Annotated in this window: 22 protein-coding genes; 9 read left to right on the top strand and 13 right to left on the bottom strand. The window is 57.3% G+C overall.

Translation table 11 applies throughout. The annotated features are described in order from the left end of the window. Positions 1 to 119: 119 nt before the first annotated feature. Positions 120 to 1,181, top strand: a complete 1,062-nt coding sequence (mtnA, locus tag HPC62_RS19295) for an S-methyl-5-thioribose-1-phosphate isomerase (protein ID WP_172358111.1) — start codon at positions 120 to 122, stop codon at positions 1,179 to 1,181. A gap of 51 nt (positions 1,182 to 1,232) precedes the next feature. Here mtnA and psb28 read toward each other — a convergent pair whose 3' ends face one another. Further along, positions 1,233 to 1,613 carry a photosystem II reaction center protein Psb28 gene (gene psb28, locus HPC62_RS19290; RefSeq protein ID WP_172358110.1) on the bottom strand — a complete coding sequence of 127 codons (381 nt, stop codon included), beginning with the start codon at positions 1,611 to 1,613 and terminating at the stop codon, positions 1,233 to 1,235. Between the two features lie 184 nt (positions 1,614 to 1,797). Here psb28 and HPC62_RS19285 point away from each other — a divergent pair. Further along, positions 1,798 to 2,861 (top strand): ISKra4 family transposase gene (locus HPC62_RS19285; protein WP_172355863.1). Its coding sequence is split into 2 segments (ribosomal slippage): positions 1,798 to 1,954 and positions 1,954 to 2,861, totalling 1,065 coding nucleotides; the frame shifts between segments, so codons are not numbered across the junction. Here HPC62_RS19285 and HPC62_RS19280 read toward each other — a convergent pair. After that, on the bottom strand, positions 2,839 to 3,612 hold the full coding sequence (locus tag HPC62_RS19280; RefSeq protein WP_172358109.1) for a hypothetical protein: 774 nt from the start codon (positions 3,610 to 3,612) through the stop codon (positions 2,839 to 2,841). The two genes, HPC62_RS19285 and HPC62_RS19280, sit on opposite strands and share 23 nt — an antisense overlap. Before the next feature lie 260 nt (positions 3,613 to 3,872). Then, positions 3,873 to 4,936 (bottom strand): ISKra4 family transposase gene (locus HPC62_RS19275; RefSeq protein ID WP_172355863.1). Its coding sequence is split into 2 segments (ribosomal slippage): positions 3,873 to 4,780 and positions 4,780 to 4,936, totalling 1,065 coding nucleotides; the frame shifts between segments, so codons are not numbered across the junction. 616 nt (positions 4,937 to 5,552) lie between these two features. Here HPC62_RS19275 and HPC62_RS19270 point away from each other — a divergent pair. The 3 genes from HPC62_RS19270 to lpxD are packed head-to-tail and all read left to right on the top strand — an operon-like array spanning position 5,553 to position 7,695. Then, positions 5,553 to 5,813 (top strand): sulfiredoxin, encoded by a 261-nt coding sequence (locus tag HPC62_RS19270; RefSeq protein WP_172358108.1) that lies wholly within the window; start codon positions 5,553 to 5,555, stop codon positions 5,811 to 5,813. 31 nt (positions 5,814 to 5,844) lie between these two features. Further along, positions 5,845 to 6,609: a nucleotide exchange factor GrpE gene (gene grpE, locus HPC62_RS19265; RefSeq protein WP_172358107.1), complete on the top strand. Its 765-nt coding sequence runs from the start codon at positions 5,845 to 5,847 to the stop codon at positions 6,607 to 6,609. Positions 6,610 to 6,645: 36 nt separating this feature from the next. Then, positions 6,646 to 7,695, top strand: coding sequence for a UDP-3-O-(3-hydroxymyristoyl)glucosamine N-acyltransferase (gene lpxD / locus HPC62_RS19260; RefSeq protein ID WP_172358106.1), 1,050 nt, complete (start codon positions 6,646 to 6,648; stop codon positions 7,693 to 7,695). Between the two features lie 139 nt (positions 7,696 to 7,834). Here lpxD and HPC62_RS19255 read toward each other — a convergent pair whose 3' ends face one another. After that, positions 7,835 to 9,430, bottom strand: a complete 1,596-nt coding sequence (locus HPC62_RS19255; protein WP_172358105.1) for a DUF1565 domain-containing protein — start codon at positions 9,428 to 9,430, stop codon at positions 7,835 to 7,837. 360 nt (positions 9,431 to 9,790) lie between these two features. Between HPC62_RS19255 and HPC62_RS19250 the strand changes: the two genes are divergently transcribed. Next, entirely contained in the window at positions 9,791 to 10,837 is a 1,047-nt protein-coding gene (locus HPC62_RS19250; RefSeq protein ID WP_172358104.1) for a thiamine phosphate synthase, read from the top strand. A 67-nt stretch (positions 10,838 to 10,904) separates the two neighbouring features. On the opposite strand, the gene HPC62_RS19245 is transcribed toward HPC62_RS19250, so the two are convergent. Then, on the bottom strand, positions 10,905 to 11,606 hold the full coding sequence (locus HPC62_RS19245) for a Uma2 family endonuclease (protein WP_172358103.1): 702 nt from the start codon (positions 11,604 to 11,606) through the stop codon (positions 10,905 to 10,907). A 435-nt stretch (positions 11,607 to 12,041) separates the two neighbouring features. Further along, on the bottom strand, positions 12,042 to 12,272 hold the full coding sequence (locus tag HPC62_RS19240; RefSeq protein ID WP_068514778.1) for a hypothetical protein: 231 nt from the start codon (positions 12,270 to 12,272) through the stop codon (positions 12,042 to 12,044). 141 nt (positions 12,273 to 12,413) lie between these two features. Here HPC62_RS19240 and HPC62_RS19235 point away from each other — a divergent pair, with 141 nt between their 5' ends. After that, entirely contained in the window at positions 12,414 to 12,569 is a 156-nt protein-coding gene (locus HPC62_RS19235) for a hypothetical protein (RefSeq protein WP_172358102.1), read from the top strand. Between the two features lie 77 nt (positions 12,570 to 12,646). After that, a complete protein-coding gene (locus HPC62_RS19230) occupies positions 12,647 to 14,884 on the top strand; it encodes a pentapeptide repeat-containing protein (protein ID WP_228721660.1) in 2,238 nt (745 codons plus the stop codon). Between the two features lie 116 nt (positions 14,885 to 15,000). On the opposite strand, the gene HPC62_RS19225 is transcribed toward HPC62_RS19230, so the two are convergent. The 5 genes from HPC62_RS19225 to HPC62_RS19205 all read right to left on the bottom strand — a co-directional run bounded on the left by HPC62_RS19225 (position 15,001) and on the right by HPC62_RS19205 (position 21,528). After that, on the bottom strand, positions 15,001 to 16,473 hold the full coding sequence (locus HPC62_RS19225; protein WP_172359056.1) for a glutamine synthetase family protein: 1,473 nt from the start codon (positions 16,471 to 16,473) through the stop codon (positions 15,001 to 15,003). A gap of 157 nt (positions 16,474 to 16,630) precedes the next feature. Further along, positions 16,631 to 17,965: an NAD(P)-binding domain-containing protein gene (locus HPC62_RS19220; RefSeq protein WP_172358101.1), complete on the bottom strand. Its 1,335-nt coding sequence runs from the start codon at positions 17,963 to 17,965 to the stop codon at positions 16,631 to 16,633. A 311-nt stretch (positions 17,966 to 18,276) separates the two neighbouring features. Continuing rightward, positions 18,277 to 18,804 carry a hypothetical protein gene (locus HPC62_RS19215; RefSeq protein WP_172358100.1) on the bottom strand — a complete coding sequence of 176 codons (528 nt, stop codon included), beginning with the start codon at positions 18,802 to 18,804 and terminating at the stop codon, positions 18,277 to 18,279. A 114-nt stretch (positions 18,805 to 18,918) separates the two neighbouring features. Beyond that, a complete protein-coding gene (locus HPC62_RS19210) occupies positions 18,919 to 20,781 on the bottom strand; it encodes a DUF1989 domain-containing protein (protein WP_225906664.1) in 1,863 nt (620 codons plus the stop codon). Between the two features lie 36 nt (positions 20,782 to 20,817). Then, positions 20,818 to 21,528, bottom strand: a complete 711-nt coding sequence (locus tag HPC62_RS19205) for a substrate-binding periplasmic protein (RefSeq protein ID WP_172358099.1) — start codon at positions 21,526 to 21,528, stop codon at positions 20,818 to 20,820. Positions 21,529 to 21,705: 177 nt separating this feature from the next. Between HPC62_RS19205 and HPC62_RS19200 the strand changes: the two genes are divergently transcribed. Next, positions 21,706 to 22,599, top strand: a complete 894-nt coding sequence (locus HPC62_RS19200) for a phytanoyl-CoA dioxygenase family protein (RefSeq protein WP_172358098.1) — start codon at positions 21,706 to 21,708, stop codon at positions 22,597 to 22,599. Between the two features lie 18 nt (positions 22,600 to 22,617). On the opposite strand, the gene HPC62_RS19195 is transcribed toward HPC62_RS19200, so the two are convergent. Continuing rightward, a complete protein-coding gene (locus HPC62_RS19195; protein ID WP_172358097.1) occupies positions 22,618 to 23,427 on the bottom strand; it encodes an intradiol ring-cleavage dioxygenase in 810 nt (269 codons plus the stop codon). Positions 23,428 to 23,754: 327 nt separating this feature from the next. Then, the gene (locus HPC62_RS19190; protein WP_172358096.1) at positions 23,755 to 25,425 is read right to left on the bottom strand and encodes a mechanosensitive ion channel; all 1,671 of its coding nucleotides are present in this window, start codon (positions 25,423 to 25,425) and stop codon (positions 23,755 to 23,757) included. Positions 25,426 to 25,854 lie beyond the last annotated feature (429 nt).

Here is a 25,854-nt window from a genome sequence, read left to right as displayed (position 1 = left end):
TTTGGAAAATGTTCCTGAATTCTGTGGGCTACGCCCAGACGGTCTGGCCTCTGGCGTTTCGGCCCACTGGGGGGTTAATTTAGGACAAAGCTAGACCTCTACCCCCCTGACCCTGTCCTATGAACCTCCCAACCTCGCAGGTCTATCCTGTGATTTGGCAAGACGACCATGTTTGGCTGATTGACCAAAACCGACTGCCGACTGAATATGACCTGGTGCAGATTAGCCGCTGTGATGACATGGCGATCGCCATTAAAACCATGATCGTGCGCGGGGCCCCCGCAATCGGCGTGGCGGCTGCCTACGGGATGTATCTGGGAGCCAGAGAAATCGAGACGGGCGATCGCGATCAGTTTTTGCGCGAGTTAGAGTCTGTGGCGATGAAGCTGCGGGCTACCCGGCCCACCGCCGTTAACCTGTTTTGGGCCACAGAGCGGATGCTGAAGGTGGCACGGCAGACCATCGGCCCGGTGGACTATCTCAAAACAGCGCTATTGCAAACGGCGCAGGCAATCCAGACCGAAGACCTGGAAACCTGTCGGGCGATCGGCGACCACGGACTAGCCGCCCTGCCTACCACGCCCCACAAGCTGCGCCTGCTGACCCACTGCAACGCCGGGGCCCTGGCCACCGCAGGTTACGGCACGGCCCTGGGGGTCGTGCGCTCCGTGTGGCGAGAAGATCGGCTGGAGCGGCTCTATGCCGACGAAACACGCCCCCGCCTGCAAGGGGCCCGCCTCACTGCCTGGGAATGCGTGCAGGAAGGTATCCCCACTACGCTGATCACCGACAGCATGGCGGCGCACTGTATGCAGCGCGGGCTGGTGGATGCCGTCGTGGTGGGCGCAGACCGCATCACCGCCAATGGCGACACCGCCAACAAAATCGGCACCTACAGTCTGGCGCTGGTGTCTCGCGCCCACAATATTCCCTTCTATGTCGCTGCGCCGCTCTCCACGGTGGACTTCAGCCTCAGCGACGGTGGCAAAATCCCCATCGAGGAGCGCGACCCCATCGAGATCTATCAAATCGGCGAAACTATTATCGCGCCGGAGGGCTTGGACTACTACAATCCTTCGTTTGATGTCACGCCTGCGGAGCTAATTACGGGCATCATCACCGAATATGGCGTGGTGAAACCTGCGGACTTAGTGGGTCTGCAAGCTAAGCAAGTGAGCTAATTCACGCAGCCCTTTTGTATCAAAAGGAATCCAGGGAGGATCGCCGCCCAGCTAGTTTTCGCGGTTAGTCTCTTTGCCCTGATATTCCATGCCGTTCGCTTCGGCATAGCGATTCATAAACCGCATAAACCGCGCCCAATGTTCCTCGCGGACTAGCTCAAAGCGGCATTCCACCCGCTTTAGCTCGTCGCCCTCGTCGCCGCCAAAGATAAACTTTATGCTGTCGGGTTCGATCTCGATGCGGCCTTCTTCATCTGTCAGGCAGAGGGCTTTATTAAAGCGGTTAGTGAAGCTCTGGAACCGCTCGATAGACTTGAGCTGCTCGAACGTCATCACGACAAACTGAGCGCCTGTCGTGCGATCGCGCCTCAGGCTCACGCCGCTCAGGTCTTCGGGAATGCCTTCAAAAAATTCAATCGTTGGTAGGGTCATGAGGGATTGGGGATTGGAGATTGGGGAATTTGGCGCAGAACATCCAGCAACTTGCCCGCCTCACAAGCTCCCATTTCTATCATCAACCATCCCATTGGGAAAAGCATCCGTCTGGGAGCATCCCACTTTCGCGAAAACAGTGCGAAGGGTGAGAATGGGAGGGTAGCCCCAGGGATGACTCACCATGACACCTGAAGACCAAAAGCGATTGGAAACTTGTACAGCAGAGATCGCCGAGATTTTGTATCGCAATAGCAACCGAGAGGGGCTCGATAGTCTAGAAGGCATCGAGCAGACTGTACGACGGCAAATGCTAGAGGAGGTGAGCCCTCGAGTTGCCCTTTTTTTGTCAACCAGAAAGCCTACCCCGCCCGAGGCCGGGTTCGCCGATTGAAGAGTTTAGTAGGGGTCCTTGAGATTCGTCAAAGTCAGGCAGAACGGTTAGGCGTAAAGGCTTACAGCCGTCTCAGTGGTGGCCTAGAGAAAGCCAACCTACGCTTAAGTGCCAACGAATCGTTTCAAGATGCAGAGGATGACATCGTAGCCCTGACCGGGATGCGGGTCGGGCACTCGACCCAACAACGTCTGGTGGGGCGTCAGTCGTTCGAGTCTGCCGAGGCTAAACAAGGCGTCAGTGAGGTCAGCATTGATGGCGGCAAAGTCCGTCTGCGTGACCTGCTAGAGTCCGATAGCCCGTGGCGAGACTACAAAGCGGTGCGGGTGGAGGGGATTTATTACAACGCCTTCTTCCAAGACAATGACAGCTTGATTGATTATCTCAGCGCTCAACGCTTGCTCTCCCCACTGGTCTGTCTGGGCGATGGTCACGCTGGGGTGTGGAATCTGTTTGCTCAACTCACCACCGTTGAGACCCGTTGGGAAATCCTCGATTGGTACCATCTCAAAGAAAACCTCTACAAAGTCGGTGGGTCGCTCAAGCGCTTAGCAGCGGCGGAAATGCTGTTATGGCAAGGTCAAGTGGAAGCCGCCAGGGCCCTCTTTGCCGACTGTCGGCGCAAGCAAGCCCGCAATTTTGAAGCCTATCTGAGCACCCATCGCTCTCGCATCGTGAATTATGGGTTCTACCAGGCTGAGCAACTCTGTTCTATTGGATCAGGAGCCGTAGAATCGGCTGTCAAACAGATTGGGCGACGCCTCCAAATTTCGGGTGCTCGCTGGAATACGGCCTCCGTTAATGCCATGTTGAGTCTGCGCTGTGCCTACCTCAATGGACAGCTCGCCAGTTGACTGTTTCATCGAAAGTGGGATGCTCCTCAAAGCAAAGGCTGATTTTTGCATGATTGAGCAACCTCGAATGGAGCATCACATGCTCGCCTCGGTCAAGCAGATCAGGCTTGGAAAAGGTGGAATACAAATAAAAGCGATCGCTCTCTGCTCCTCCAAATCGCGCATGAAGCTGTCGATGGATCGCTTCATTTCGCCGACCATAGCTCAAGATATCAATCCAGCGATGCTGCCGATTGAGTTCCACCCTCAACGTATTTGTCGCAAGCGGCAAGTACATCGCATTAATGCCGTGCGTCTCTCTCACAGAATCAGCCATATCCTGACTGATTGTAAACAGATAGTCCAGGCAAGAAATGGCGGCAGGATTGAGGTGATTTGCGCTAAACCCATCCAACAGGTAACCAATTCTGACATCAAACCGTTTCAGCAGAGGGCCGAGCGTATGCATCGACAGTAGGAACTGCGACCCAAGCCCTACAATAAGCAATACATTTATCCCAGAATCCAAACTGGGCAACTGCTCTAACTCATACCAGGAGCGAAACAGGCGATGCCGATATCGTCGAGTAAAAGACACATAGCGATCGGAAACTTTCAGCGAACCCAGCCGAATTGACTGGTTATGAGTGGGGTAGAGAAAGACAGGCTTAAAAACACTGGATAGAACTTCTTCTAGATTCTGACTGACTGACCAACCTACATGTTGATTATCAGGAGAATTTTCAGACAAGACGTAGAGATTCAGCCCCATATACAGCAACAGCTAAGAGTTTTAGAAGATAGAAATCAAGATATTGTTAGCCCGAAGAATACCAATACGACATCGCTGTAAAACGTTGCCTTACTATCTACAGCCACAATCTACAGCCACAATCTACAGCCACAATACGAAGGCCTATCAGCTATTAATAAAGCGAAAAACATTAACTAAATAAAGCCAACAGAGAAATATTAGGTTACATTCGAGAGCCTTGTTCTCAAGTTAGGAGCATCCCACTTTCGATGAAACAGTCAACTGGCGAGCTGTCCATTGAGGTAGGCACAGCGCAGACTCAACATGGCATTAACGGAGGCCGTATTCCAGCGAGCACCCGAAATTTGGAGGCGTCGCCCAATCTGTTTGACAGCCGATTCTACGGCTCCTGATCCAATAGAACAGAGTTGCTCAGCCTGGTAGAACCCATAATTCACGATGCGAGAGCGATGGGTGCTCAGATAGGCTTCAAAATTGCGGGCTTGCTTGCGCCGACAGTCGGCAAAGAGGGCCCTGGCGGCTTCCACTTGACCTTGCCATAACAGCATTTCCGCCGCTGCTAAGCGCTTGAGCGACCCACCGACTTTGTAGAGGTTTTCTTTGAGATGGTACCAATCGAGGATTTCCCAACGGGTCTCAACGGTGGTGAGTTGAGCAAACAGATTCCACACCCCAGCGTGACCATCGCCCAGACAGACCAGTGGGGAGAGCAAGCGTTGAGCGCTGAGATAATCAATCAAGCTGTCATTGTCTTGGAAGAAGGCGTTGTAATAAATCCCCTCCACCCGCACCGCTTTGTAGTCTCGCCACGGGCTATCGGACTCTAGCAGGTCACGCAGACGGACTTTGCCGCCATCAATGCTGACCTCACTGACGCCTTGTTTAGCCTCGGCAGACTCGAACGACTGACGCCCCACCAGACGTTGTTGGGTCGAGTGCCCGACCCGCATCCCGGTCAGGGCTACGATGTCATCCTCTGCATCTTGAAACGATTCGTTGGCACTTAAGCGTAGGTTGGCTTTCTCTAGGCCACCACTGAGACGGCTGTAAGCCTTTACGCCTAACCGTTCTGCCTGACTTTGACGAATCTCAAGGACCCCTACTAAACTCTTCAATCGGCGAACCCGGCCTCGGGCGGGGTAGGCTTTCTGGTTGACAAAAAAAGGGCAACTCGAGGGCTCACCTCCTCTAGCATTTGCCGTCGTACAGTCTGCTCGATGCCTTCTAGACTATCGAGCCCCTCTCGGTTGCTATTGCGATACAAAATCTCGGCGATCTCTGCTGTACAAGTTTCCAATCGCTTTTGGTCTTCAGGTGTCATGGTGAGTCATCCCTGGGGCTACCCTCCCATTCTCACCCTTCGCACTGTTTTCGCGAAAGTGGGATGCTCCCTCTCAAGTTTTTATATTGCTAGCATAATTTACAATATTTTCATCAGAAACGCGGTTCCTGCGGCGCTACTTACGCAGAAAAATCATGAAGAATCCGTGAAGAAGTATTAAGAGCTAATTTATGAAGCAAATCTTAAGAAGCCTGAAACTCTTGGCATGTGTGGCTTTGAGGTCATGTTTGCCCAGGAAAAGAGGTTTCTCGGAAATCCTTGATTAACAAGGCTTTCAGGCTCCTTTACAAATTAGCTCTAAAAAAGTCCGAAAAACACCTAAGCAAGCCGCAAAGCCCCGTCTAGCGAGTTTCCAGGGCGATTGTTTGCAAGTCATACTCGTTATGAGTATGCTTAAGAGAAGCAGGCTGCTGGCTGACTGCCTGACACATCTCCTAAAATCCTTGAAACTACGTTACGTACTTCCCCCATTTGAGGCACTTGTGTCAGGCAGCCAAGGCTGCTGGTGCAGATGCAGCCTCACCAGACCTGCCTTGCACAAACTACATTGCACAAACTGCACTGCACACGACGTTCCACCACCCTTTTCACTGCCATGAGAATCGAAGCAATCCCCATTCGCTTAATCCAGCGACCGCTCTTTCGCCAAAATGACCAAGAAAAAGTCCGGGCGCTGATGGAATCCATCCAAGAAATTGGACTCCAGGAGCCGATTGACGTACTAGAAGTAGACGGGCAATATTACGGATTTTCAGGCTGCCACCGTTTTGAGGCCTGTTCGCGCCTGGGACATGAGACGATTTTATGCAAGGTGCGGCGGGCCTCTCCGTCGATTCTTAAGATGCACTTGGCATAGCGTCTGGCTCACCGCGTGTTTGGCTCACCGCATGGCTTCGTCTAAAGATTCGTTTCCCTATACGCCGCAGTTGCGATCGCTCATGCAGCAGGCTGGCATCCCCAGCTTTGCCGCCCTAGCTCAGCAAGCAGGCGTGTCCACCTGGCAAATCGACCAAATGCGGCGCGGCAGCGTGCTAAAGCTGCGCGTGGGAGCGATCGCCCGACTCAGCCACGCCTTAGACACCTCGATTAGCAACCTGATTGCCACCTTTTCGGGTTCTCCGCCCGTCGCACGTCTAGACCTACAGTCCACTTCAAAAGCTGCTCGATCCGAATCGCCTACGACCCTGCAAAATACGACTCTGCAAAATACGACCCTGCAAAATACGACCCTGCAAAATACGACTCTGCAAAAAGAGTATGAGCGGTTGCAGCGCCAAGTCGAACGGCAGACCGCCGAAGCCGTCCAGTCCTGCCAGCGGGCCGCGCTGTTGCAGCTAGAGCCGTTGCTCGAAAAACTGCCCGTCTTCCTGAATGTGATTGAGCAAAACCCCGACTTTCCAGCTCGGCAACTCGTGCCCCACTTGCGCCCGCTTGAGCGACTGCTCACCGATTGGGACGTGACCACCATTGCGCCGATTGGCAGCGAAGCAGGCTATGACCCCCAAAAGCACGAGCTGATGGAGGCTTCCAGGACAGCAGTGCAACCGGGCGATCGCATTCGGGTGCGCTTTGCTGGATACTATTGGGGCGATCGCTTGCTGTTTCGAGCCAAAGTCAGCCCGGTGCAGCCCAACGATGCCCACCCTTCATAGATCCACCCCTAAGAGTCTGTCGAAGAGACTGTCAAAATGCGCTTTAGCGAAATTGTCTACCAGCTTGGCAAGCCAGGTCACACCCTGGATAGCAGCCTCCCCCAGCAGCCCGACCTTGACCCAGAGATCAGCGCGATCGCTCCCATCGAATCGGCCCCCAGCGGCACCCTCAGCTACATCGAAGGCGGTAAATTTGCCAAGCAGGTCGCTACCACCGCCGCCAGCGCCCTGATCTTGCCCCAGGATGCCGCCCTGCAACAGGCCGCCAGCGATCGCTCCATCGCCTGGGTCGCCACCCCCAACCCGCGCCTCCTCTTTGCCCAGGCGATCGCCCTGTTTTACCAACCCTTTCAGCCCGCCCCCGGCATTCACCCCAGCGCCATCATCGACCCCACCACCACCCTCGGCAAGCATATCTCCATCGGCGCAAATGTGGTGATCCAGACAGGCTGCGTCCTTGGCGACCACGTTTGCATCCATCCCAACGTCGTGCTGTATCCCGGCGTTTCCGTGGGCGATCGCACCATCCTCCATGCCAACTGCACCCTCCACGAGCGCACCCAAATCGGCGCAGATTGCGTCATCCACAGCGGCGCAGTCATCGGTTCCGAAGGCTTCGGTTTCGTCCCCACCCGCGACGGCTGGCTCAAGATGGAGCAATCCGGCCGCACCGTCCTCGAAGACGGCGTAGAAATCGGTTGCAACAGTGCCGTCGATCGCCCCGCCGTCGGCGAAACCCGCATCCGCCGCAACACCAAGATCGACAATCTCGTCCAGATCGGTCACGGCTGCACCATTGGCGAAGCCTGCGCGATCGCCGCTCAAACAGGCATGGCCGGCGGCAGCAGCCTGGGCGATCGCGTCATCGTTGGCGGACAGGTCGGCATCAATAACCAAATACACATCGGCAACTTCAGCCAAATTGCCGGGAAATCCATGCTCCACGCCGATATTCCGCCCAACAGCATCATCATGGGCGCACCCGCCATGCCCGCCACCGAATTTCGCCGCATCGCCGCCGCCTGGAAACGCCTCCCCGACATGCAGCGCACCCTGCGGCAGGTGCAAAAACATTTGGGATTGTAGGCAAGGTTCAATGAGGTTTAATCTAGACGCAGAAACCAGACAAACGCCCAATCCATCCTCCGTAGCGCTGCGAATAAAATCGCTGAAAGCTGCCCAAAAGCTTAATCGGCAATCCAAAATCCAAAATCCAAAACCCCGCCTAGTCCACTCGCTCAATTTGGGCGCGAACCCCGTTCTGACGCAGAATATCAATCACTTCCTGAGCATTGGCTTCGCTATTGAACGCGCCCACCTGCATAACCACCGACTGACGGCGATCGTAGGTGAGAAACGCGCCAGGAAACACGCTCAGCACGCGATCCTGCACAGCCGCACTGGCAGCGGGAACCACCACCCGATAGCGCAGCCCTAGCTCACTGGCGCGGCTGGCAACGGGCGTAGTGGGGCGGGGACGAGCGCCAGACACAGGCACACTGGGCACACCGCCGACATTGCCAATCGGCGCATTGGGGTCGGGCACGGGCAGCAGCGTGTATTGCGTGTATGGAGGGGCAGGCGGAACAGCGACGGGCGATCGCCCCACCGCAGGCGGCCGCTCATATCGCTGCACTGTTCCCCCAGACTGGCGCGGAGCCACACGTCCAGAGCTTTCTGGCGGCGGTACAGGAATCTCAATCACGCCCTGAAAATTCGCAACGGGTTCCTGACGAGACGGCGAGAGCGCCACTGCACCACCCTGGGAGGTGCGCTGGGGCAAAGGACGAAAGGCACGCTGCTCAACCGGCCGCCGCCCAGGAGTCGGCGCAGCAAAGCCCCCGGACGAAAGGGGCTGGCTAGGCATGGGCTGGCCAATAAACTGACTAGACAATGGGCTGTTGCCATCTCCAGCGTGAGATTGTTGCGGGTAGATCACCGCAGGCGGCGCAACGGAAATGGGAATGCCCTGGAGAGACTGGGGCGCAATCTGCGTTGGCATCGAACCCTGCATTGGCATAGACCCATGCGTTGGCATCGGCGCTGCGGATGCACTGGCAGACGAGGGCGATCGCCCTCCAGCCGCCCGCCCAAACGTGCGCGGGGCGGCTCCTCGCTGCGGGTTCAGCCCACTGGATACCGGAAAATCGCCCGTCGGCGTGGTTGGCAAAAACCCTGCGCCCGCTGCTGCAAAGGGAAACGGCACGGCGGGTTCTTCCACAACCTCAGCACTGATGCTCGCCTGCGGCGCAATTGGCATAGCAGACTGGGCGGCTGGGCGCGGCGTAGCTGGGCGCGGCATAACATTAGGGGCAGCAGGGGCAGCAGGGGCAGCAGTCACAGCCATCGGGGTCGCACCGCCCTGCGCGATTTGCCCCTGAATCACCACCCCCTCGCCGCCCGTGGTCGGGTCTGCCTGCACCGCCACCCCCGGCGGCAGCAAAATCGGAAACCGTTCCCCGTTGGCCGCTGCATAGGTTCCCGCTGCAAGCAGAATGACCGTATTGGGCGGCGCAAGTCGGGCCGCGTGGGTAATCGTGCGGAAGGGCGATCGCGGCGATCCGTCTCCCGTGGCATCGCTGCCCAGCACCGGATGCACAAAGATCAGTTGGGAAACGGCCGCTTGCACCACAGGTTCATTGGCCTGGGCAGATCGGCGAGGCACACCCTCCAGCGCTCCCAACGTCCCCAACAGCCCCAACATTAGAACAGCCAACTGGCTCCACTGCTGGATGTGCAGAGTCGCTGGAGATTGCCGAATCGACCGAATAGATTGCACTCGCATCCCAACTGGCGGCCGTACCCATCCCTTTAGAGTCATCGTTGCCCTCCCAAAAAAGCTGGAAATTCTGACGGGGTTATGGTGTTTAGAAATTCAGCCATTCATACTAGCGAATCTCTCAAAAACTGCTCACTTTTCTATGTAAAAAAGTTCTGAAGCCGGTCGAATAAAGACAACTTCTGGCGATCGCCCCCATCATTTCCCCCGCTCCTTCTAGCGCCCTCTGCCCCAATTTCTCCCCAGCAACATTCACACTTCCCCTCCCGCCTTTGCCCCCGCTACCCAAATTCGCTACGATCGCTCTTGGCATGGCTCTCGGCTCTGTTTTGCTGCAACTTGCTCCCCGATTCCGCCTACCCCCCTCTAAAGCCCATCATTTCCACCCCCATTCCTTATCGTATGAACCACCCAGTCGACCGCCCCCTCACCGCGATTCACCGCATTTTGGATGCCAACCTGGATCGGGCCCGCGAGGGACTGCGAATCGTAGAAGAATGGTGCCGCTTTGGGCTGAACGATGCCAGCCTGACCGCAGAATGCAAAGACCTGCGCCAGCACCTCGCCCAGTGGCACACCGCCGACCTGCGAGCCGCCCGCGACACCCCCGGCGACCCCGGCACCGACCTGACCCACACTGCCGAAATGGAGCGTCCCAGCCTGGGTGCGCTGCTACAAGCCAACCTCTGCCGGGTGCAAGAGGCGCTGCGAGTGCTAGAAGAATACGGCAAGCTCGATCGACCAGAGATGGCCGCCGCCTGCAAGCAACTCCGCTATCGCGTCTATGCGCTGGACAGCCAGCTAATGGGGCGATCGCACGACGGACGGATGCACAAACTGCGGCGATCGCCCCTCTACCTCGTCACCTCGCCCCACGAACATCTGCTGCCCATTGTGGAAGCCGCGCTCCAGGGCGGGCTGAGCCTAGTGCAATATCGCGACAAAACCGCCGAAGACCCCACCCGGCTCCAGCTTGCCGAAAAGCTGTGTCACCTCTGCCGTCGCTACGATGCCCTGTTTTTGGTCAACGACCGAGTAGACATTGCCCTGGCCGTCGATGCCGACGGCGTGCATCTGGGTCAGCAGGACATTCCCATCGCCCTGGCCCGGCAAATCCTGGGTCCCAGCCGCATCATCGGCCGCTCCACCACCAACCCCGACGAAATGCAGCGGGCCCTTAGCGAAGGCGCAGACTACATCGGCGTGGGCCCCGTATACGAAACGCCAACCAAAGCGGGCAAAGCCGCTGCTGGGCTGGACTACGTGCGCTACGCCGCAGCCCATTCGCCCATACCCTGGTTTGCCATCGGCGGCATCGATGCCGAAAATCTGGGCGACGTAATCGCTGCTGGCGCAACCCAGGTTGCCGTCGTGCGAGCCATCATGCAAGCGCAGCAGCCGACCCAAGCTACCCAAGCGCTGCTAACCAAGCTAGGAGCTGGGGCGTAGCGCTTAGGCCTTGAACCGGGTTTTGCTGAAGAAACCCCCTTCTCCGTCGCCCCTATTGTTCAGGCACTTAGCTAGGCGGCAACTGGTCTGGATCAAAGCCGTGCGATCGCAAAAACGCCTCCAGTTGTTCTCGCCGCCGCCGTTCGGCTTCAGCTTCACTCAGGTAGCGATCGCCCTTCGCATCAAACCACGCCAACTGCTCCTGCGGCAGATTGCCAAACAGCGCTTGATGTCGCCCAATTCCCAGCCCAACTTCCGGCATCCAGTACGGCTCCCCAATCTGCAACTCGTACTGCCCATTGGTTAATTTGTACACCTCAAAGGGCTGATGCCCGTCCCGCTGCCAAAACTCTGGATTGTAGATGACATAGTACAGCACTCCCAGGCGGGCGTAGATGTCCATCTTTTCGTCATACTCCCCGCCATAGCTGTGGGAAACCAGCTCCAGCGTCAAAATCGGCGGAATATTGTTCTCTTCCCACAGCACATAGCTGAGCCGTCCTCGTCCCTTGCGGCTCGGCTTGCGACGTTCAACCCCCAAGCTCAAAAAACCATCCGGAATCACAGGCACCTTCGGACTCTTGCCCGTCGTGTGATAAATGCCCATGTCCACGCCAAAGTACCAATCGTTGCGGTTCGCCCAAATCGAGTTGAGCAAAAACAGCAGGATATTGGGCAAAAGATTCTGGTCTTCATTGTCCACGGGCGTATCATCCGAGCAAGGTAGCTCTTCGCTGGAGGGCAAATGCTGTAGGTCAATCGGCAGCATAGCGAAACCTCAAACGTCCTCGAATGTATCTCTCGAATGCATCTATTCTAGGCGGGCAGGGAAATAAGGGAGGTTCGGAATGCAAGGTCACATGCAATGTGCAACGCAATGTGCAACTTTGCCAATCTCCCTCACCCTTTTCTGGTGTGCCGAAGGCTTTAAACCCTCTCCCAGAGCGGGCTACTGTGTATACACATCTCGATAGTTTGCGTGAGGCTCTGAAAGATCCCCCTAATCCCCCTTAACAAGGGGGACTTTCGATCCAGTTCTCCCTGCTTCGGGTCACTCCGGGTTCTGAAAGATCCCCCTAATCCCCCTTAACAAGGGGGACTTTCGATCCAGTTCTCCCTGCTTCGGGTCACTCCGGGTTCGATTCCCCCCTTGTTTAAGGGGGGTTAGGGGGGATCAAAGCATCGCCACTCAAGCATAGAGGGTTCAAAAAATATTGCTAGTCAAGCCTCTACGCTCTAATCCTTCCAGAATGTTGTGAGCCTCCACCAACTCACGATTTTCTGGTTTTTGCAGCCACTCTGTCAGAGCTTCCACTGCAATATCACTGAGCGTCCAGTCTTTCCCTGCGTTTTTGAAGGGGGCGATCGCCCGAATCAGGAAATCAATATCCTGTGGAACCTGCGCTCTAAACTGAACAGTTTTAACCTTAACCATTGCGAAGACAGATAAACATTATTGCAATTCTGTCATAGGGCAATATGCGCTGTGGCAGAATTGCTTATCCGTTTAACTGCTTATTTGCTTTTGTACAATAATGCAGAGACTTGGTAAATACTAACAACGGAGCTTCAGCAAATGGTGGTCTCGTCTGACGATGAAGTGGCACTGATTCGCGCTTTGCTGAGGGCCGTGCGGGCGATTAAAGTGCAGGATATTGAAAAAGCCCTGGTGATTTTGGCGAAAGGCGAAAAACGGGGAACACCGCCGAATCCAGCGGCACGGCTAGACTAACGGGCTATGGCAAATCTGGTGGCGGGTGCGTGGGATGATGCAAGGGCAAACGCTGTGGCGAACCTTGTGACCGGTAGATGGGGGTCAGGCAAAACGTGGAGGCGCGGCTGGGCAGGCAACTGAAGCAACCGTGGGCAGGCTTGCGGAGGCTGGGATGGGTCGGGGCGGTGGCGTTGCTGGTGCTGGCGATTGCGCTGGGATGGATGCCTCCCGCCCAGGCCGCAGCCCCGCTACAAGATCAGCAGCCCCTGACGCTGGAGCTATTGCAGCAGCGGCTCAAACAGCCCTTGACCCTGGACGATGGCGCAGCAATTGATCTGCGGAATGTAGCGATCGACCTGCGGCCGGAAAATATCGCCTTCCGCGACCAGTTTTATCGGCTGGTGCAGGCAACCTTGCGGCGATCGCCCACACCCCTCGGCCTCGACCTCAGCAACAGCCTCATCCAGGGCAAGCTCGACATCGCCCAACTGGGCTTGCAGGCTCCGGTCTTTGGCGACGAGCTATCCGATTTGCTAACGGAAGACGAGCAAAACCAACTCAAGCGCGATCGCCGTCGAATTACCCAACTCAGCCAGCTATCCAGATCCCTGCTCACCCAGGACCCACCCCCCGTACTTAAGCTGACCCTACTGCGCGGCCCCCTGCTGCTGGCCCAGGCGCGCATCGAGGGTGTAGCAGATTTCAGCAACACATTTTTTTTGGGCAAAGTAGACATCGCCGGAGCCGATTTTAGCCAAGAAGCAGATTGGTCCGATGCCCGCTTTGGGCAGCCCACTAGCTTTGCCGATGCTCGCTTTCGTCAGGAGGCCCGGTTTCGCAGCGTCATCTTTTTTGAGCGAGCCACCTTCGGGCGATCGCGCTTCCTGAGCGCAGCCACCTTCCAAAGCAGCGAGTTTCAGGGCGCAGCAAATTTCAATCGGGCGACGTTCCAGCAAGTCGCCAACTTCAGCCGGGTGCGCTGGCAGGGGAATGCCGACTTTGCCCAAACCCATTGGGAAGCAGCGGCAATTTTCAACCAGAGCCAGTTTGCCCAGTCGCTATTCCTCTCGGATGCAGTGTTTGAGCAGGCAGCAACCTTCCGCGAAGTGCAGTTTGGGCAGCCCGTGAATCTGCGCGGCGCAGTCATTCAGGCGCAGACCGACTTTGGTGATGCCAGCTTTGCCCCAGGGGCCTATCTCAACGTTGCAGGGCTACAATTCAACCCCGATCGCGCCAAAATCCTCGGCAGTCCAGGGCAGATCGGCCGGGCCATTTCCGTGCCCACCCTGCAAGGCAACGAAACCATTCTGCGAAACCTAGTGCGAAACTTCCGCTCCATCGAGCAAATTGACGATGCCAACCAGATCGGCTACTTGGCGCAACGACTGCGATCGCGCCAAATCGAGCGCTCCCTCTGGGGCCTGAACCTGAACACCGCTTCCCAGGCACAGCTTCAGCAGATTGGCTTTTCGGCAAAACAGGCCGAGGCGATCGCCCTTTCCCGCACCCAGCACCCCTTTCGCAGCCTGGGCGACCTGCTCAAACTCGACAGCATCGACCTGGCCACCTATGTCAAAGTGCGCGATCGCGTCGTTGCCAGCGAACCCCGCTCTATCTTTGGCTGGCTGGGCACTGCGCTAAACTGGGTCGGGCTAGCGCTCCTGCTCACCCTGACCCGCTACGGCACCAGTTCCGGACTCACCTTCGGCGTGGGGCTAATTGCCGTCGCCTACTTTGCGCTCGTATTCTGGCTAGTAGACCGCGTGCGGCGGCTCCATCCCCAGCCCATCTTGCCCACCCCCACCGAAGCCGTGTGGATGCTTAGCAGCACCGGGCTACTGGCCACCGTCGGACTATCCATCGTCTTTCGGCTCGCAGAATCACCCTGGCTCACCCTCGCCTGTCTGGGCACAGTCATCATTCCCGTCCCGGCGATCCTGCTGTTTTTGCTCTATCGCGGCGGGCGGTTCCATCCCAAAATGGACGTGAGCTACTTCGTCGAAGAAGGCACGCTGCGCCAGTTGCGGATTCTCATCGGACGCTTGCCCACCATTCCCCGCTACCCCATGTTTCGGGAACGTTATGCACCGCTACTGTGGGATCGCCGCTGGAACTGGCTCAACTATCTCGACCTCAGCGCCAACAACCTGCTGCGCTTCGGGTTCAACGACATCCGCCTGCGCGACGAGCATCTGCCGGGGCTAATCACCACCCTGGTCTGGTATCAGTGGGCCTTTGGACTGAATCTACACCGGCCTGTTGCTGTGGACACTCTCGCGCACCATTCCGGGGCTAAACTTGCTTATTTACTTCAAGTAAATTACTTCAAGTAAAGTACCTCAAGTAACTAATCTTCAAAGGATTCACAAACACCCTACGGCAAGCAATCCAGATACACACCCTCAAACCCAGTCACCCTGTCGGCAGTTCCAAACGGTTCACAAACACCCTACGGCAAGCAATCCAGATACATCTCCACATCCCAGTCTGAGGTCGTCGCCAGAAACTTCTCCCATTCATCTCGCTTGTACCAGGCGTAGAGTTTGTACATCTCACCCGGCAGCGCAGACCGAATCACCTCATCCTCATCCAGTCGTACCAGCGCCTCCCCCAGCGACATCGGCAGCTTCTTCACCTGCTTTCCAGCCTCCATCGCTTCATAGAGGTTTCGGCTTTCCGGCTCACCCGGATCGAGGTTGCGCCGAATCCCATCATCAAACGCCTTCAGCAGAGCAGCCGCCATCAAATACGGGTTGACCATCGAATCCACCGCGCGATACTCAAACCGACCCGGTGCCGAGACTCGCAGCCCGCAGGTACGATTCTGAAAGCCCCAATCCGCATAGACCGGGGCCCACAGTCCCTTATCCCACAGGCGGCGATAGGAGTTGACCGTAGAGCAGCCAATCGCCGTCAACGCCCCCAAATGCTCAATCACGCCGCCAATCGACTGTAGCCCGATCGGGCCAGGCTTGGTCTTGCTGAGGCTGGGGTCGGGCAGGAAGGTGTTTTCGCCGCCCTTGCGATAGCTAAACGTACCAGGCATTCCAGGCAGCGAATCCAGCCCCAGGGCGTTGACCTCATCCTGTCCGCCATACCATAGTGACAGGTTGTGGTGGCAGCCGTTGGCCGATAGCCCCATAAACGGCTTCGACATAAAGCAGGCAATCAGATTGAATTCGCGGGCCACTTGGGCGCAGATCTGGCGATAGGTCGTGAGGCGATCGCACGTCCGCAGCGCCTCATCAAACATAAAATTCAGCTCCAACTGCCCCGGCGCATCCTCATGATCGCCCTGAATCATATCCAGCCCCATCGCATTCGCATACTCAATCACCCGCAGCACCACCGGCCGCAATTCCTCAAACTGGTGGATATGGTAGCAGTTGGGCTTCGTCACTCCGCCATCCGGCTTGCCATCTGGCCCCTTCTTCAGCCACATCATCTCCGGCTCTGTGCCATGACGCAGGTGCAGCCCGTTATGATCCGCCTGAAACTGGGCATGGATACGGCGCAAATTGCCGCGACAGTCAGCCGTCAGATAAGATCCGGGCGCTTCCGGCTCCTCGCGGTTGCGGAAGCACGTACAAAAGACACGAGCCACCCGCTTGTCCCACGGTAACTGGCAAAAGGTATCCGGGTCAGGAATCGCCACCAGTTCCGACGCTTCGGGCCCGTAGCCAATATAGTTGCCGTAGCGGTCGAGAAACAGATTGGCCATCGCCCCATACACAAGCTGGATGCCGCGTTCTGCAACGCTTTCCCAGTGGGCCGCAGGAACCCCCTTACCCGTAATCCGCCCCGTCACCGACACAAACTGGTAATAGATGTACTGGATACCCAGTTCATCAATCTTGGCGCGAACTTGGGCCACCAGGTCTGCACGCCCCGGCTGAGCGACGTAGGCTTCTAGGTGGGTCAGGGTTTCTGGCTTGGGAACGAGAGCAGTCACGGGTCAACCTCCTTAGTGCAAAATCTTAGTGCAAAATCCAGGTCAGTTCTGGTAGGTCTCAAGTCAGTTCGACACAAGCAGCGAAGCATCAGGAACCGGGACGCTAGTTCCCTAACTAGTTCCCCAACTAGTTCCCTAAGAAGCTAGCCAGCGAATCATCCATCGCCTCAATCCACGGGGTATGGTGTACCGTTGCTTCCGTCCCCGTGCAGGGAGATCGAAACACCTTATCTCGATAGCCCAAAATGCTCTGTTCCTTATCGTGTTCCCAAACCTTAAATAGCTCCGTCGTCAGTTCCCAATCACAGGAAGGATAGTCCACCTGATCCGCCAGATCGACAATGTAATCCTTCTGAAAGTCAATCTGCTCAAAGGGATTGGCCAGACTCTCTTCCCGCGCCTGCCAGTGGGCAATGTCGGCAGCCATCTCCTCATAAGACGGCAAAGCAATGCGCCCCAGCATCACATCCCGCGCATACCATGCTTGCACATCAAACATGCTGAAGGTATAAAACTGATCCTGCATTCCCAAATACATCAGCTTGGGATTGGACATCCAAAAAATGCCCTTGTAGAGGGAGCCGGGATAGAGTCGGTTCTTGGTTTTGAGCCGCAGACTGTCTTCCACAAACGGAAAGTTGTGCTGGTAGCCCACGCAGAATACGATAGCATCCACCTTTTTGCTGCTGCCGTCCTGGAAATGCGCCACTTTGCCCTCCAGCTTGGTCAGCAGCGGCACTTCTTCAATGCCCTCCGGCCACTTGAACCCCATTGGCGCAGTGCGATAGCTGATGGTGACCGATTTCGCGCCGTACTTATAGGTTTGCAGCGCAATGTCCTCGGCCGAATAGCTGCTGCCTACCACCAGCAAATCCTTCCCTGCAAATTCGCGGGCTTCCCGAAAGTCGTGGCTATGCAGAACGCGGCCGGGAAACTGCTCAATCCCCTCGAACTTGGGCAGGTTGGGAATTGAAAAGTGCCCCGTTGCAACCACCACAAAGTCAAAGGTTTCAACGCGCTCCTGGTCAGCCACCAAGTCTTTGACGCGGACGCGAAACTGTCCTTCGGTAAACTCCACCTGCCGCACAACCGTACTGAACCGGATGTAGCGCCGGAGATGATTCTTCTTAGCCCGCCCGGTGATGTAGTCGTACAGCACTTCGCGCGGCGGAAACGAGGGAATTGGGCGCTGGAAGTGTTCGTCAAAGGTGTAGTCCGCAAACTCCAGGCATTCCTTGGGGCCATTCGACCAGAGGTAGCGATACATGCTGCCGTGGACGGGTTCGCCATACTCGTCCAGCCCAGTGCGCCAGGTATAGTTCCACAGCCCGCCCCAGTCGGCCTGCTTTTCAAAGCAGACGATTTCTGGAATGTCGGCCCCCTTCAGCCGCGCCTGCTCGAAGGCTTGAAGCTGAGAGAGTCCGCAAGGGCCCGCCCCAATGATTGCCACGCGAGGAGTCATCGTTTGGTTTCACCTCTTTTGCCCGACAGTTTGGAGCTGAGATTAACGCTCTGAGCCTAGAGCGATCGCCCGCTCCAAATACTGGGGTTTATAGCTTGTTCCGACAAGCTGATTTTGCTAAAGCGGATACTGAATGCCGTCGGCAGGAGCAGAGGGGGGCAGTCCTTCGGTCTGGGGTGCTTGCTGGGCGGGACTTTGTGAATTTTGACCAGGTTCGATGGGGTTTGGATCGGGTGAGCAGAAATGTTTTCCTCTGGTCAGAGTTCTGGGCTTCGTTGGGTCAGGGTTCTGGGCTTCGTTGTAGGGCGCTTCTAAGGGGCGATCGCCCGCTGGTCTTCCTCCATCCCCGCGTCCGCCATCTGCGCCCGCACCAGGGGCACATCAGCGGTGGCCAGGTGGAGGTCGAGCCGGGGTTGCCCCAACCACTCGTGATGCCAAATTAGAACAGCAATGCCATCCAGTCGGGCAGGAACCGCGCGATCGCCCGGCAGCGGTTGCAGCGTATACAGCGGCTTGGTCGTGGCCCGCCGATAGAGCCAGGAGAGGCCCGGCCCAACAGGCAGCGTGAGTGCAGTCAGGTAGGGCGATCGCGCCACCCAGACCCGCCAGGGCAGCGGACGAATCAGCTCATTCAGCGCCAACGCCTGGGGCAAGGCAACCCGAAAGTTGTTTTCACACAGCCGCAGCACAGCGCAGGGATAGCCTTGCAGCGCCGTGGTCAGGGATTGGAACGGGCTAATGTGGGCAATGGACTCACCAAACAGGTGGCGGGCGACTTGCAGCCCGTCAATTCCAGCAAAGTCCCAGAGCGTGCGATCGGTCGAGGGGGCGAGGGGCATAGAACGCAGCGTAGATGGAGATGGGGATACAAGTGTTGCGGAACGCCAAAAGGTGGAGACGGAGGTAGAGATACAAGCGTTGCGGAACACCAAAAGTCGGAGTCTGCTGGCTATCTATGCTTTGACCCGGCTTTTGGTGGGGTCGTAGGGGGAAAGGGGGCCGACCGTTGCGCGATCGCGCCGCTTAATGCCATCCAAAAAGCCAACCTCAACGACCGTCCCCAGTTGGGCATAGTCCGGCGCAATCTGGGCGATCGCAATGCTGCGGTTCAGCACAGGCGAAAACGTCCCGCTCGTCACCTGCCCAATCCGCCAGGGCTGCCCTGCGGCATAGACCCCCTGCCCGCCACAGGCGACCTCATTCCCCGCCAGGGTTAGCCCAACCGCGACGAAGGGGGGGCGCGATCGCAGCGCTTCCAGAGCTGCCCGACCGATAAAATCGCCCTTACTCTTCAGCGCCACACTCCAGCCAATGCCCGCCTGATACGGCGAGATCAAATCACTAAACTCGCGACCAGCCGCCAGCAGCCCAGCTTCGATGCGGGCGCAGTCGATCGCTTCCATCCCCATCGGCAACAGCCCAAAAGGTTTGCCCGCCTGCATCACGGCATCCCACAGCGCCAGTCCGTCGCAGGGGTCTACAAACAGTTCATAGCCCAACTCTCCCGTGTAGCCCGTGCGCGAAATAAACACCGGGATGCCCTCCAGCGTCCCCGTGGCAAAGCGGAAGTAGCCCAGTTCCGCCAGCGTCGAGAGGCCCCACTGGGGGTCGAACCGGATTAGCGGAGTCAGCAAATCGCGGGAGCAGGGGCCCTGCACGGATAAGTTATGGAGGCGATCGCTCATCGGCAGAATCTCCACCGCAAAGCCCCGCTCCTGGGCCACGGTGTGCAGCCACAGGGCATCGGTGTCGCAGTTGCCCACATAGCGAAAAGCCGCCTCCCCCAAGCGAAACACAATCCCATCGTCCACGATCCCCCCGTGGGGATTCAGCAAGCAGCCATAAGCCGACTGCCCCACCGCCAGTTGAGCCACATTGCGCGAAAACACCCACTGGAGCAGCACCAGCGCATCTGCTCCAGTGAGGTCAAACTTTCGCAACGCCGACAGATCCATCACCGCCACCCGCTCCCGCAGGGCCCAATAGTCCGCCGCCTTGCCCTGCTGAGGATACGAGAGGGGAACCCAAAAGCCGTTGTAGTCTGCCAGATGCCGCGTCAGGTCTCGAATGCGCGGCGTGAAGGCGCTGTCTTGCGTCAGGCGCAGCGGCAGACTGGGCGCAGCGCGATGGCCCCTCAGCCTGGGGAACGAAGACTCTGCCCCATAGATGCGGACGTGAATGGGCGTAGGGTTCCAGCCATTTACAGGGTCGATGTCGTCGGGGCAGGCCGAACTAGCACAGAGCAAGTCCTGGTGCGCCCTCAGCAGCACATAATCCCCCGGACGCGACCAGGCTTCTCCGGCGATAATTGCGCCCGTGCCATCCACCTCAGTATTAAAAAAGAAATTGATCGCAGGCCAGCCCAGCCGGGGCGCAATGCCGTAGGGCCCAAGCACCTGATTAAAATTTTCGCTGCAACTGGGATGCCCTGGATAGCCTGCATCTTCGTAATAGCGGCGAGTGCAGGCCAGCATGAAGCTATCATGGCGACCGCAGGTATCCTGCACCACTTCCACCAGCGGCCGCATCTGCTGAGAAAAATAGTGGCCGAACAAACCCACCTGGGGCATCGCCAAGCCCAGCAGCGTCCGCGTCACAGTGCCGTCCAGTTCCTCCCCATAGCCCTCGCCCGCAAAAGCCAGAAAATCTGAACACTGGCTGCCGTCTACGTCGATAATCTGGATGAATTGACCCGCTTTGACCGGATAGGCGATCGCCGTTCCGGGCGCAATCCGATACTCTGCCACAACAGACGCGAGGGGCGCGGGCAGGTCATCATAGCGGTCTGGCGCGGACACCCAAGCCTGCTGCATCATAGCCCCCACTACACAGCCCCCACTACATAGCCTCCACTACACAAACGGAAACGGTCGCCAGGGAATCCACTGGCCCCACAGCGCCGCCAGCGTGCCGTCGCTGAGCAGCGCCTCTAGGGTCTGATCCAGCGCCTGTCGCAGGTCTTCGTCGGTCGGTCGGAGGGCGATCGCAAACGGATGCCGCGTTTCCACCGTAAACGCCAGCCGCAGCGACGGGTCAGCCTCGGCCGCCGTGATCAGCACCAGTTCATCATCCACCAGCGCGTCAATCTCGCCCGCCCGCAGCGCCGCCAGCATCTCCGGCAACACCTGATCGCTCCCCGGAAACGGCACCAGCGTCACGTCGGCAAATTGCTCCCCCAGCGCCAGGTTTGTGCTATCCGCCAGCCCGCCCAGCTTCATGCCCTGAAGATCAGTCGCCGTGTGGATGGGGCTATCGGCCCGCACAATCACCGCTTCGTCATAGATCCCGTAGGGCCGAGTAAAGCGGCTGTGGCTGAGGCGCTCTGCCGTCACCGCCTGGTTAAACCACACCACATCACACTGGCCCGCGTGCAGTGTGGAATAAAACTCAGACATGGGCAAATTTTGCCACACGGGCACCAGCCCTAGCTTGGCACACACCGCCCGCGCCACAGCGGGTTCATACCCCAGCCGCTCGCCGTTTTCAAGGTAGCTCATTGGGCGAGCATCAAAATCACTGGCGGCGATCGTGAGATGCCCCGGCGTTAGCGTTGAAAATTCCATAATCCTGCACAAACAGACGCACCCCATTGTGCGGAACTTGGCCTCCGCAGACCGTAGCGAATTTCACAAATAGAGTGGGCAGGCAGCGCTACAGTGGCCCTCGATGCCGGGGGCCTGTCCTGCTGGTTGTCCAAACAGGCTCGATTCCCCCCACGTTTCACTCGGAATTTCTGCGGTATGGCTTATTCTCCCCTTCAGATTACTGAGGACGACATTCAACGGTTTCAGACAGACGGGTTTATCATTCTGGAGCAGTTTATTGATCTGGAGCTAGTGCAGCAGTTGCGCGATCGCATCGAGCCGCTGTTTCGGGGTGAATTTGAAACGACGGTCTACCCCGACGAGTGGCACTGGCGACCAGGGCTGAGCCTGCCAGACGTGACCCGCGAAATTTGCAATGCGTGGAAGAGCGATCGCACGATTGCCAGTGTCGCTCTATCAGCAGAGGTCGGCCGCATCAGCGCCCAACTGGCGGGCTGGCCAGGGGCACGCATCGGCCAGGATAGCCTCTGGTATAAACCACCCGGTGGCGGCAAGGAGATTGCCCTGCATCAGGACGGAGCCTACATCAACTATCTCACGCCCGCCGAAATGGTCACCTGCTGGATTGCGCTGGATGATGTGAGCCTGGAAACGGGCACGCTTCAGTATGTGCGAGGGTCCCACCGCTGGCCCTTGCTTGAGGTCGCGGGAGAGTTTCATGCGCCCCAAAAAGACTATCGCTGGGCCATGCTGGAAACCGCAAAAGCAGCCGGAGTCAGCGAGCCAGACATTGTGCCCCTGACAATCCCCGCCGGGGGCTGCGCCTTCCATCACGGGCTATTGTGGCACGGCTCTGGCAAAAACCTGAGTGAAACCACCCCGCGCCGCAGCCTGGGCATTCACACGATCAGTTCTGAAGCACGGTTTAGCGACGTTCCCCCCGGTTATATCTACGGTCGCTACAAGCGGATTAACGACAGCACCCTGGATGAATCCTTCTTCCCCATCCTGTGGACGCAGGAGGGCTACCGATCGCCCCATCTAGCCAGCTATTGCAGAGATGCGATCGCCCTACCCGCCCTAGTTTAGCCCTGGTTTAGCCCTGGTTTAGCCCATCTCTAATCCAATCCCAAATCTGCCGAAATACCCCCAATCGGTCTGCGCTACAGGCAGCAGAAGTTGCGCTCCGCCAAACTGGAAGATCGCATCTTGATGATTCCGCTGGGCCCGCTGCCCCCTAGCTGTGTAAGGCGTTTGGCGATGAATTCGATCGGTCAAGGCATCGTCAAAGTAAAGCTGGGAGGTAAACTCATAGCTGCTTGGGGCGATCGCCCCTGAGGGAGACCCGGTGCGAATCTTGAAGTGAATATGAACGGCTCTGCCAGGATACCAACCCGGATAGATAGTCAGGAACTCAGCCACACCGTTTTGATCAGTCCGCTGGTAGCCCCGTAGAAAGGCCTGACCTGTGGTGTCTGACCGGCGATCGCGCACGCCAGAATATACGCCCGCTGCATCACACTGCCAAACATCCACCACAGCATTGGGCAGCGGCACACACCTGCGGGGGCCTTCCGGCTGAAAGCTTTCCACCTGAAAGACCTGAAAAAGCAACCCCAACGGCACTCCCGCACTGATCTGCCCTGTGGCAGGGTCAGTGCGAAGATCAACCCGATTGAGCTGCGTATCGACAAAGAAAGGCCCTGCCGTTTGCTGAGGCCGCACAATGCAATCGAGCAGGGCTTCCGCCTGCGCCGAGCCAGAAGACGCAATGGGCGGCAACCCCTCCGGCTGACGGGAACACCCAAACAGCGCCGTACCCGCAACGCTGCCCAAAAAGCCAAGGACTTCTCGCCGAGATCGCGCAAGCCTGCGGACTGGGGAGCGTGAAATTGCTGGCGATCGCAGTGGATTCATGGCGCTAACTCTTTTGAATGCAGGTTTGGATACAGGCTCAGTCATTGGCAGACACTCGCACTTAATCCATACACCTAATCCATGTTAGACCTCCTGCACGAAGACCTCTTTGAGGCCGTGAATCGTTGCGCGGCGTTACTACACAACGATTCACGCAGGAATTTCCTGGTCGATCCCCCTTGAATCCCCCTTAGAAAGGGGGACCTCCGGAGCATTGCAGCCCAGTCCCCCCCTTCCTAAAGCAGTGCCGCTCAGCTTCCCCCCCTTCTAAGGGGGGCTAGGGGGGATCTAAGGGAGGCTAGGGGAGATCAAACGGTTTAGCACACCCTAGGACTGCTGCTTAAAGGAAGCCAGCCATTCGCGAAGCTGCTCCGCGGCAACCTCACGCCCGCCCAGCCCAAAGGCGATCGCCAGCGCCACGGCGATCGCCCCCAGCAGCAGCCCAAACGCCAGCGCCACAATATTGGTCGCAATGCCCATCTGCTGGAGCGCCATCGCAGAAACCAGCGCAATAATCGCAATCCGAGCCGCCTGCGCCAAAATTCGCGCCTGCCGACCGCCCGATCCCGCAATGAGATTGAAGGCCAAATTCGCCAGGTACAACCCCACGCCAAAGACAATAACCCCCACCAGCACCCGCGCCGACACTGCCAAAATACCATTCACAATGGCCGTTAGCTGCTGGAATTGCAAGACCTCAGCCGCTGCCACGGCGGCAAACAGCATAATCCCCACCAGCGCCAAAATGCCGACAATTTCCGAAGGGGTGCGCCGAGGCAGCGTCGCAGCAGGCTGGACGACCGTGGGTTCTCCTCCCGGCGTTGCATCGTAGGGCGAGCTGGACGGCGAGGGCGAAACCGTGGCCACCGTTTGTCTAGGCAGCCCCATCCACTCAAACACATTGTTGAAGCCGAAGCTGGTCAGCAGGTTCGTCACCAAGTCTGCAATAAATCGCCCAATGACATAAAACACGATCAGCAGCACTGCCGCCGTGAAGATGCGAGGCAACGCGGTCAGAATGTCGTTCAGCATGGCGACTGCCGGATCGGAAATCGCCCGAATTCCCAGTGCTTGCAACGCGGCGATCGCCGTCGGAATCAAAATCAGCACATAAACCAGCGTGCCAATCAAGCTAGAAAGCGACAGCGCCCCCTGAGTGCGGGAAAGGCCGAACTGAGTGCCCAGCCGATCGACCCGCGCTGCCCGCAGCAGATTCGTAACGATATTCCGCACGACCTGGGCAATGAACCAGCCTGCCGCACCAATGGCGATCGCGCTCAAAATTCGTGGCAAAATCACCAAAAAGTCGTTGAGCAAAGTCTGCACAGGCTGCAACGGCCCCTGCAATTGCAGCACATCTAAAATCAGCGGCAAGAAAAACAGAAAGACAAACCAATACAGCACATTGCCCAGCGTTTCACTCAAGAGAAACGGGCTTTCGGCTACGGGCTGTCGGGATGGATCGACCACGCCTGCCTCTGCGCTTCTTGCAGCCACATTGGGATCAGCCATCCCCGTTTCTGCCTCTTTTGGGGCAACATTTAGCTTTTCGTCTAATCCAAATCGAGCCAATCCGCGAGTTACCAAGGCTTTAACCAGACTTGCCAAAACCCAGGCTAACGCCACCAAAATTGCAGCACCGCCCAGCCGAGGCAGATAGCTGAAAATCTGCTGGAGGAAATTATTCAAAGGTTGCGAAACCACATCCAGCCGCAGCGCATTTAGAAACGCCACGATAGCAAAGATCATAATGATCCAAAACACCAGCGCCGCGCCCCACTGCTCTACATGGGGACGAGCCGTTGATCCGGCGGGTAAAAAGGTAGAGACCAGTCGGTTGTCTAGGTTCGTTCGCAGCAGAATTCGCTTGGTAATCGAAGCTGCGATCGCCGCCAGAACCCAACCGGCAATAAGAATGAAGACTGCACCCAGCAGACTGGGCAAAAAACTTCCCAACTGAGTACTAATGTTTGTCAGAAAAGCAGAATCAAACACCATAAAACCATTCAGATGCAAAGAGGACAACCCAACTGTTCAGACGGCATCCTGAGAACTGATGAAGAAGTTCCCCAAGGATCGACCGAACCTTTAAGGTAATGGAGGCGTATGATGCAAAATCTCAGCAGCCCTGACCAACATCAGCTAGAACAAGACTTATCTAGAAACACCACACCACCAACAGTATATTAACCACCCCTTAGACAAGAGAGGTCACTCTATCGATAGACAAATCTTTAACAATGCTGTCTGACAATTGGGCAACTGTAGTGTATTTGTTTTACTACTTGGATTAGTGAGCGGCAGGATACATAAGGTACAGCGCTGACTGCCTGACACATCTCTGGAAACCCCTGATTTCTCGTAGGGGACGCTGGCCCAAAAGCTCCTCTGACCAAGCCCTCCGGCTCCAACTCAGGAGCTATGGGC

Origin of the sequence: Thermoleptolyngbya sichuanensis A183 (assembly GCF_013177315.1) — a bacterium.
GTDB classification, from domain to species: Bacteria; Cyanobacteriota; Cyanobacteriia; order Elainellales; family Elainellaceae; genus Thermoleptolyngbya; species Thermoleptolyngbya sichuanensis.
The sequence above is the reverse complement of the archived record's forward strand: the minus strand, read 5'-3'. Positions and strand labels throughout refer to the sequence as shown.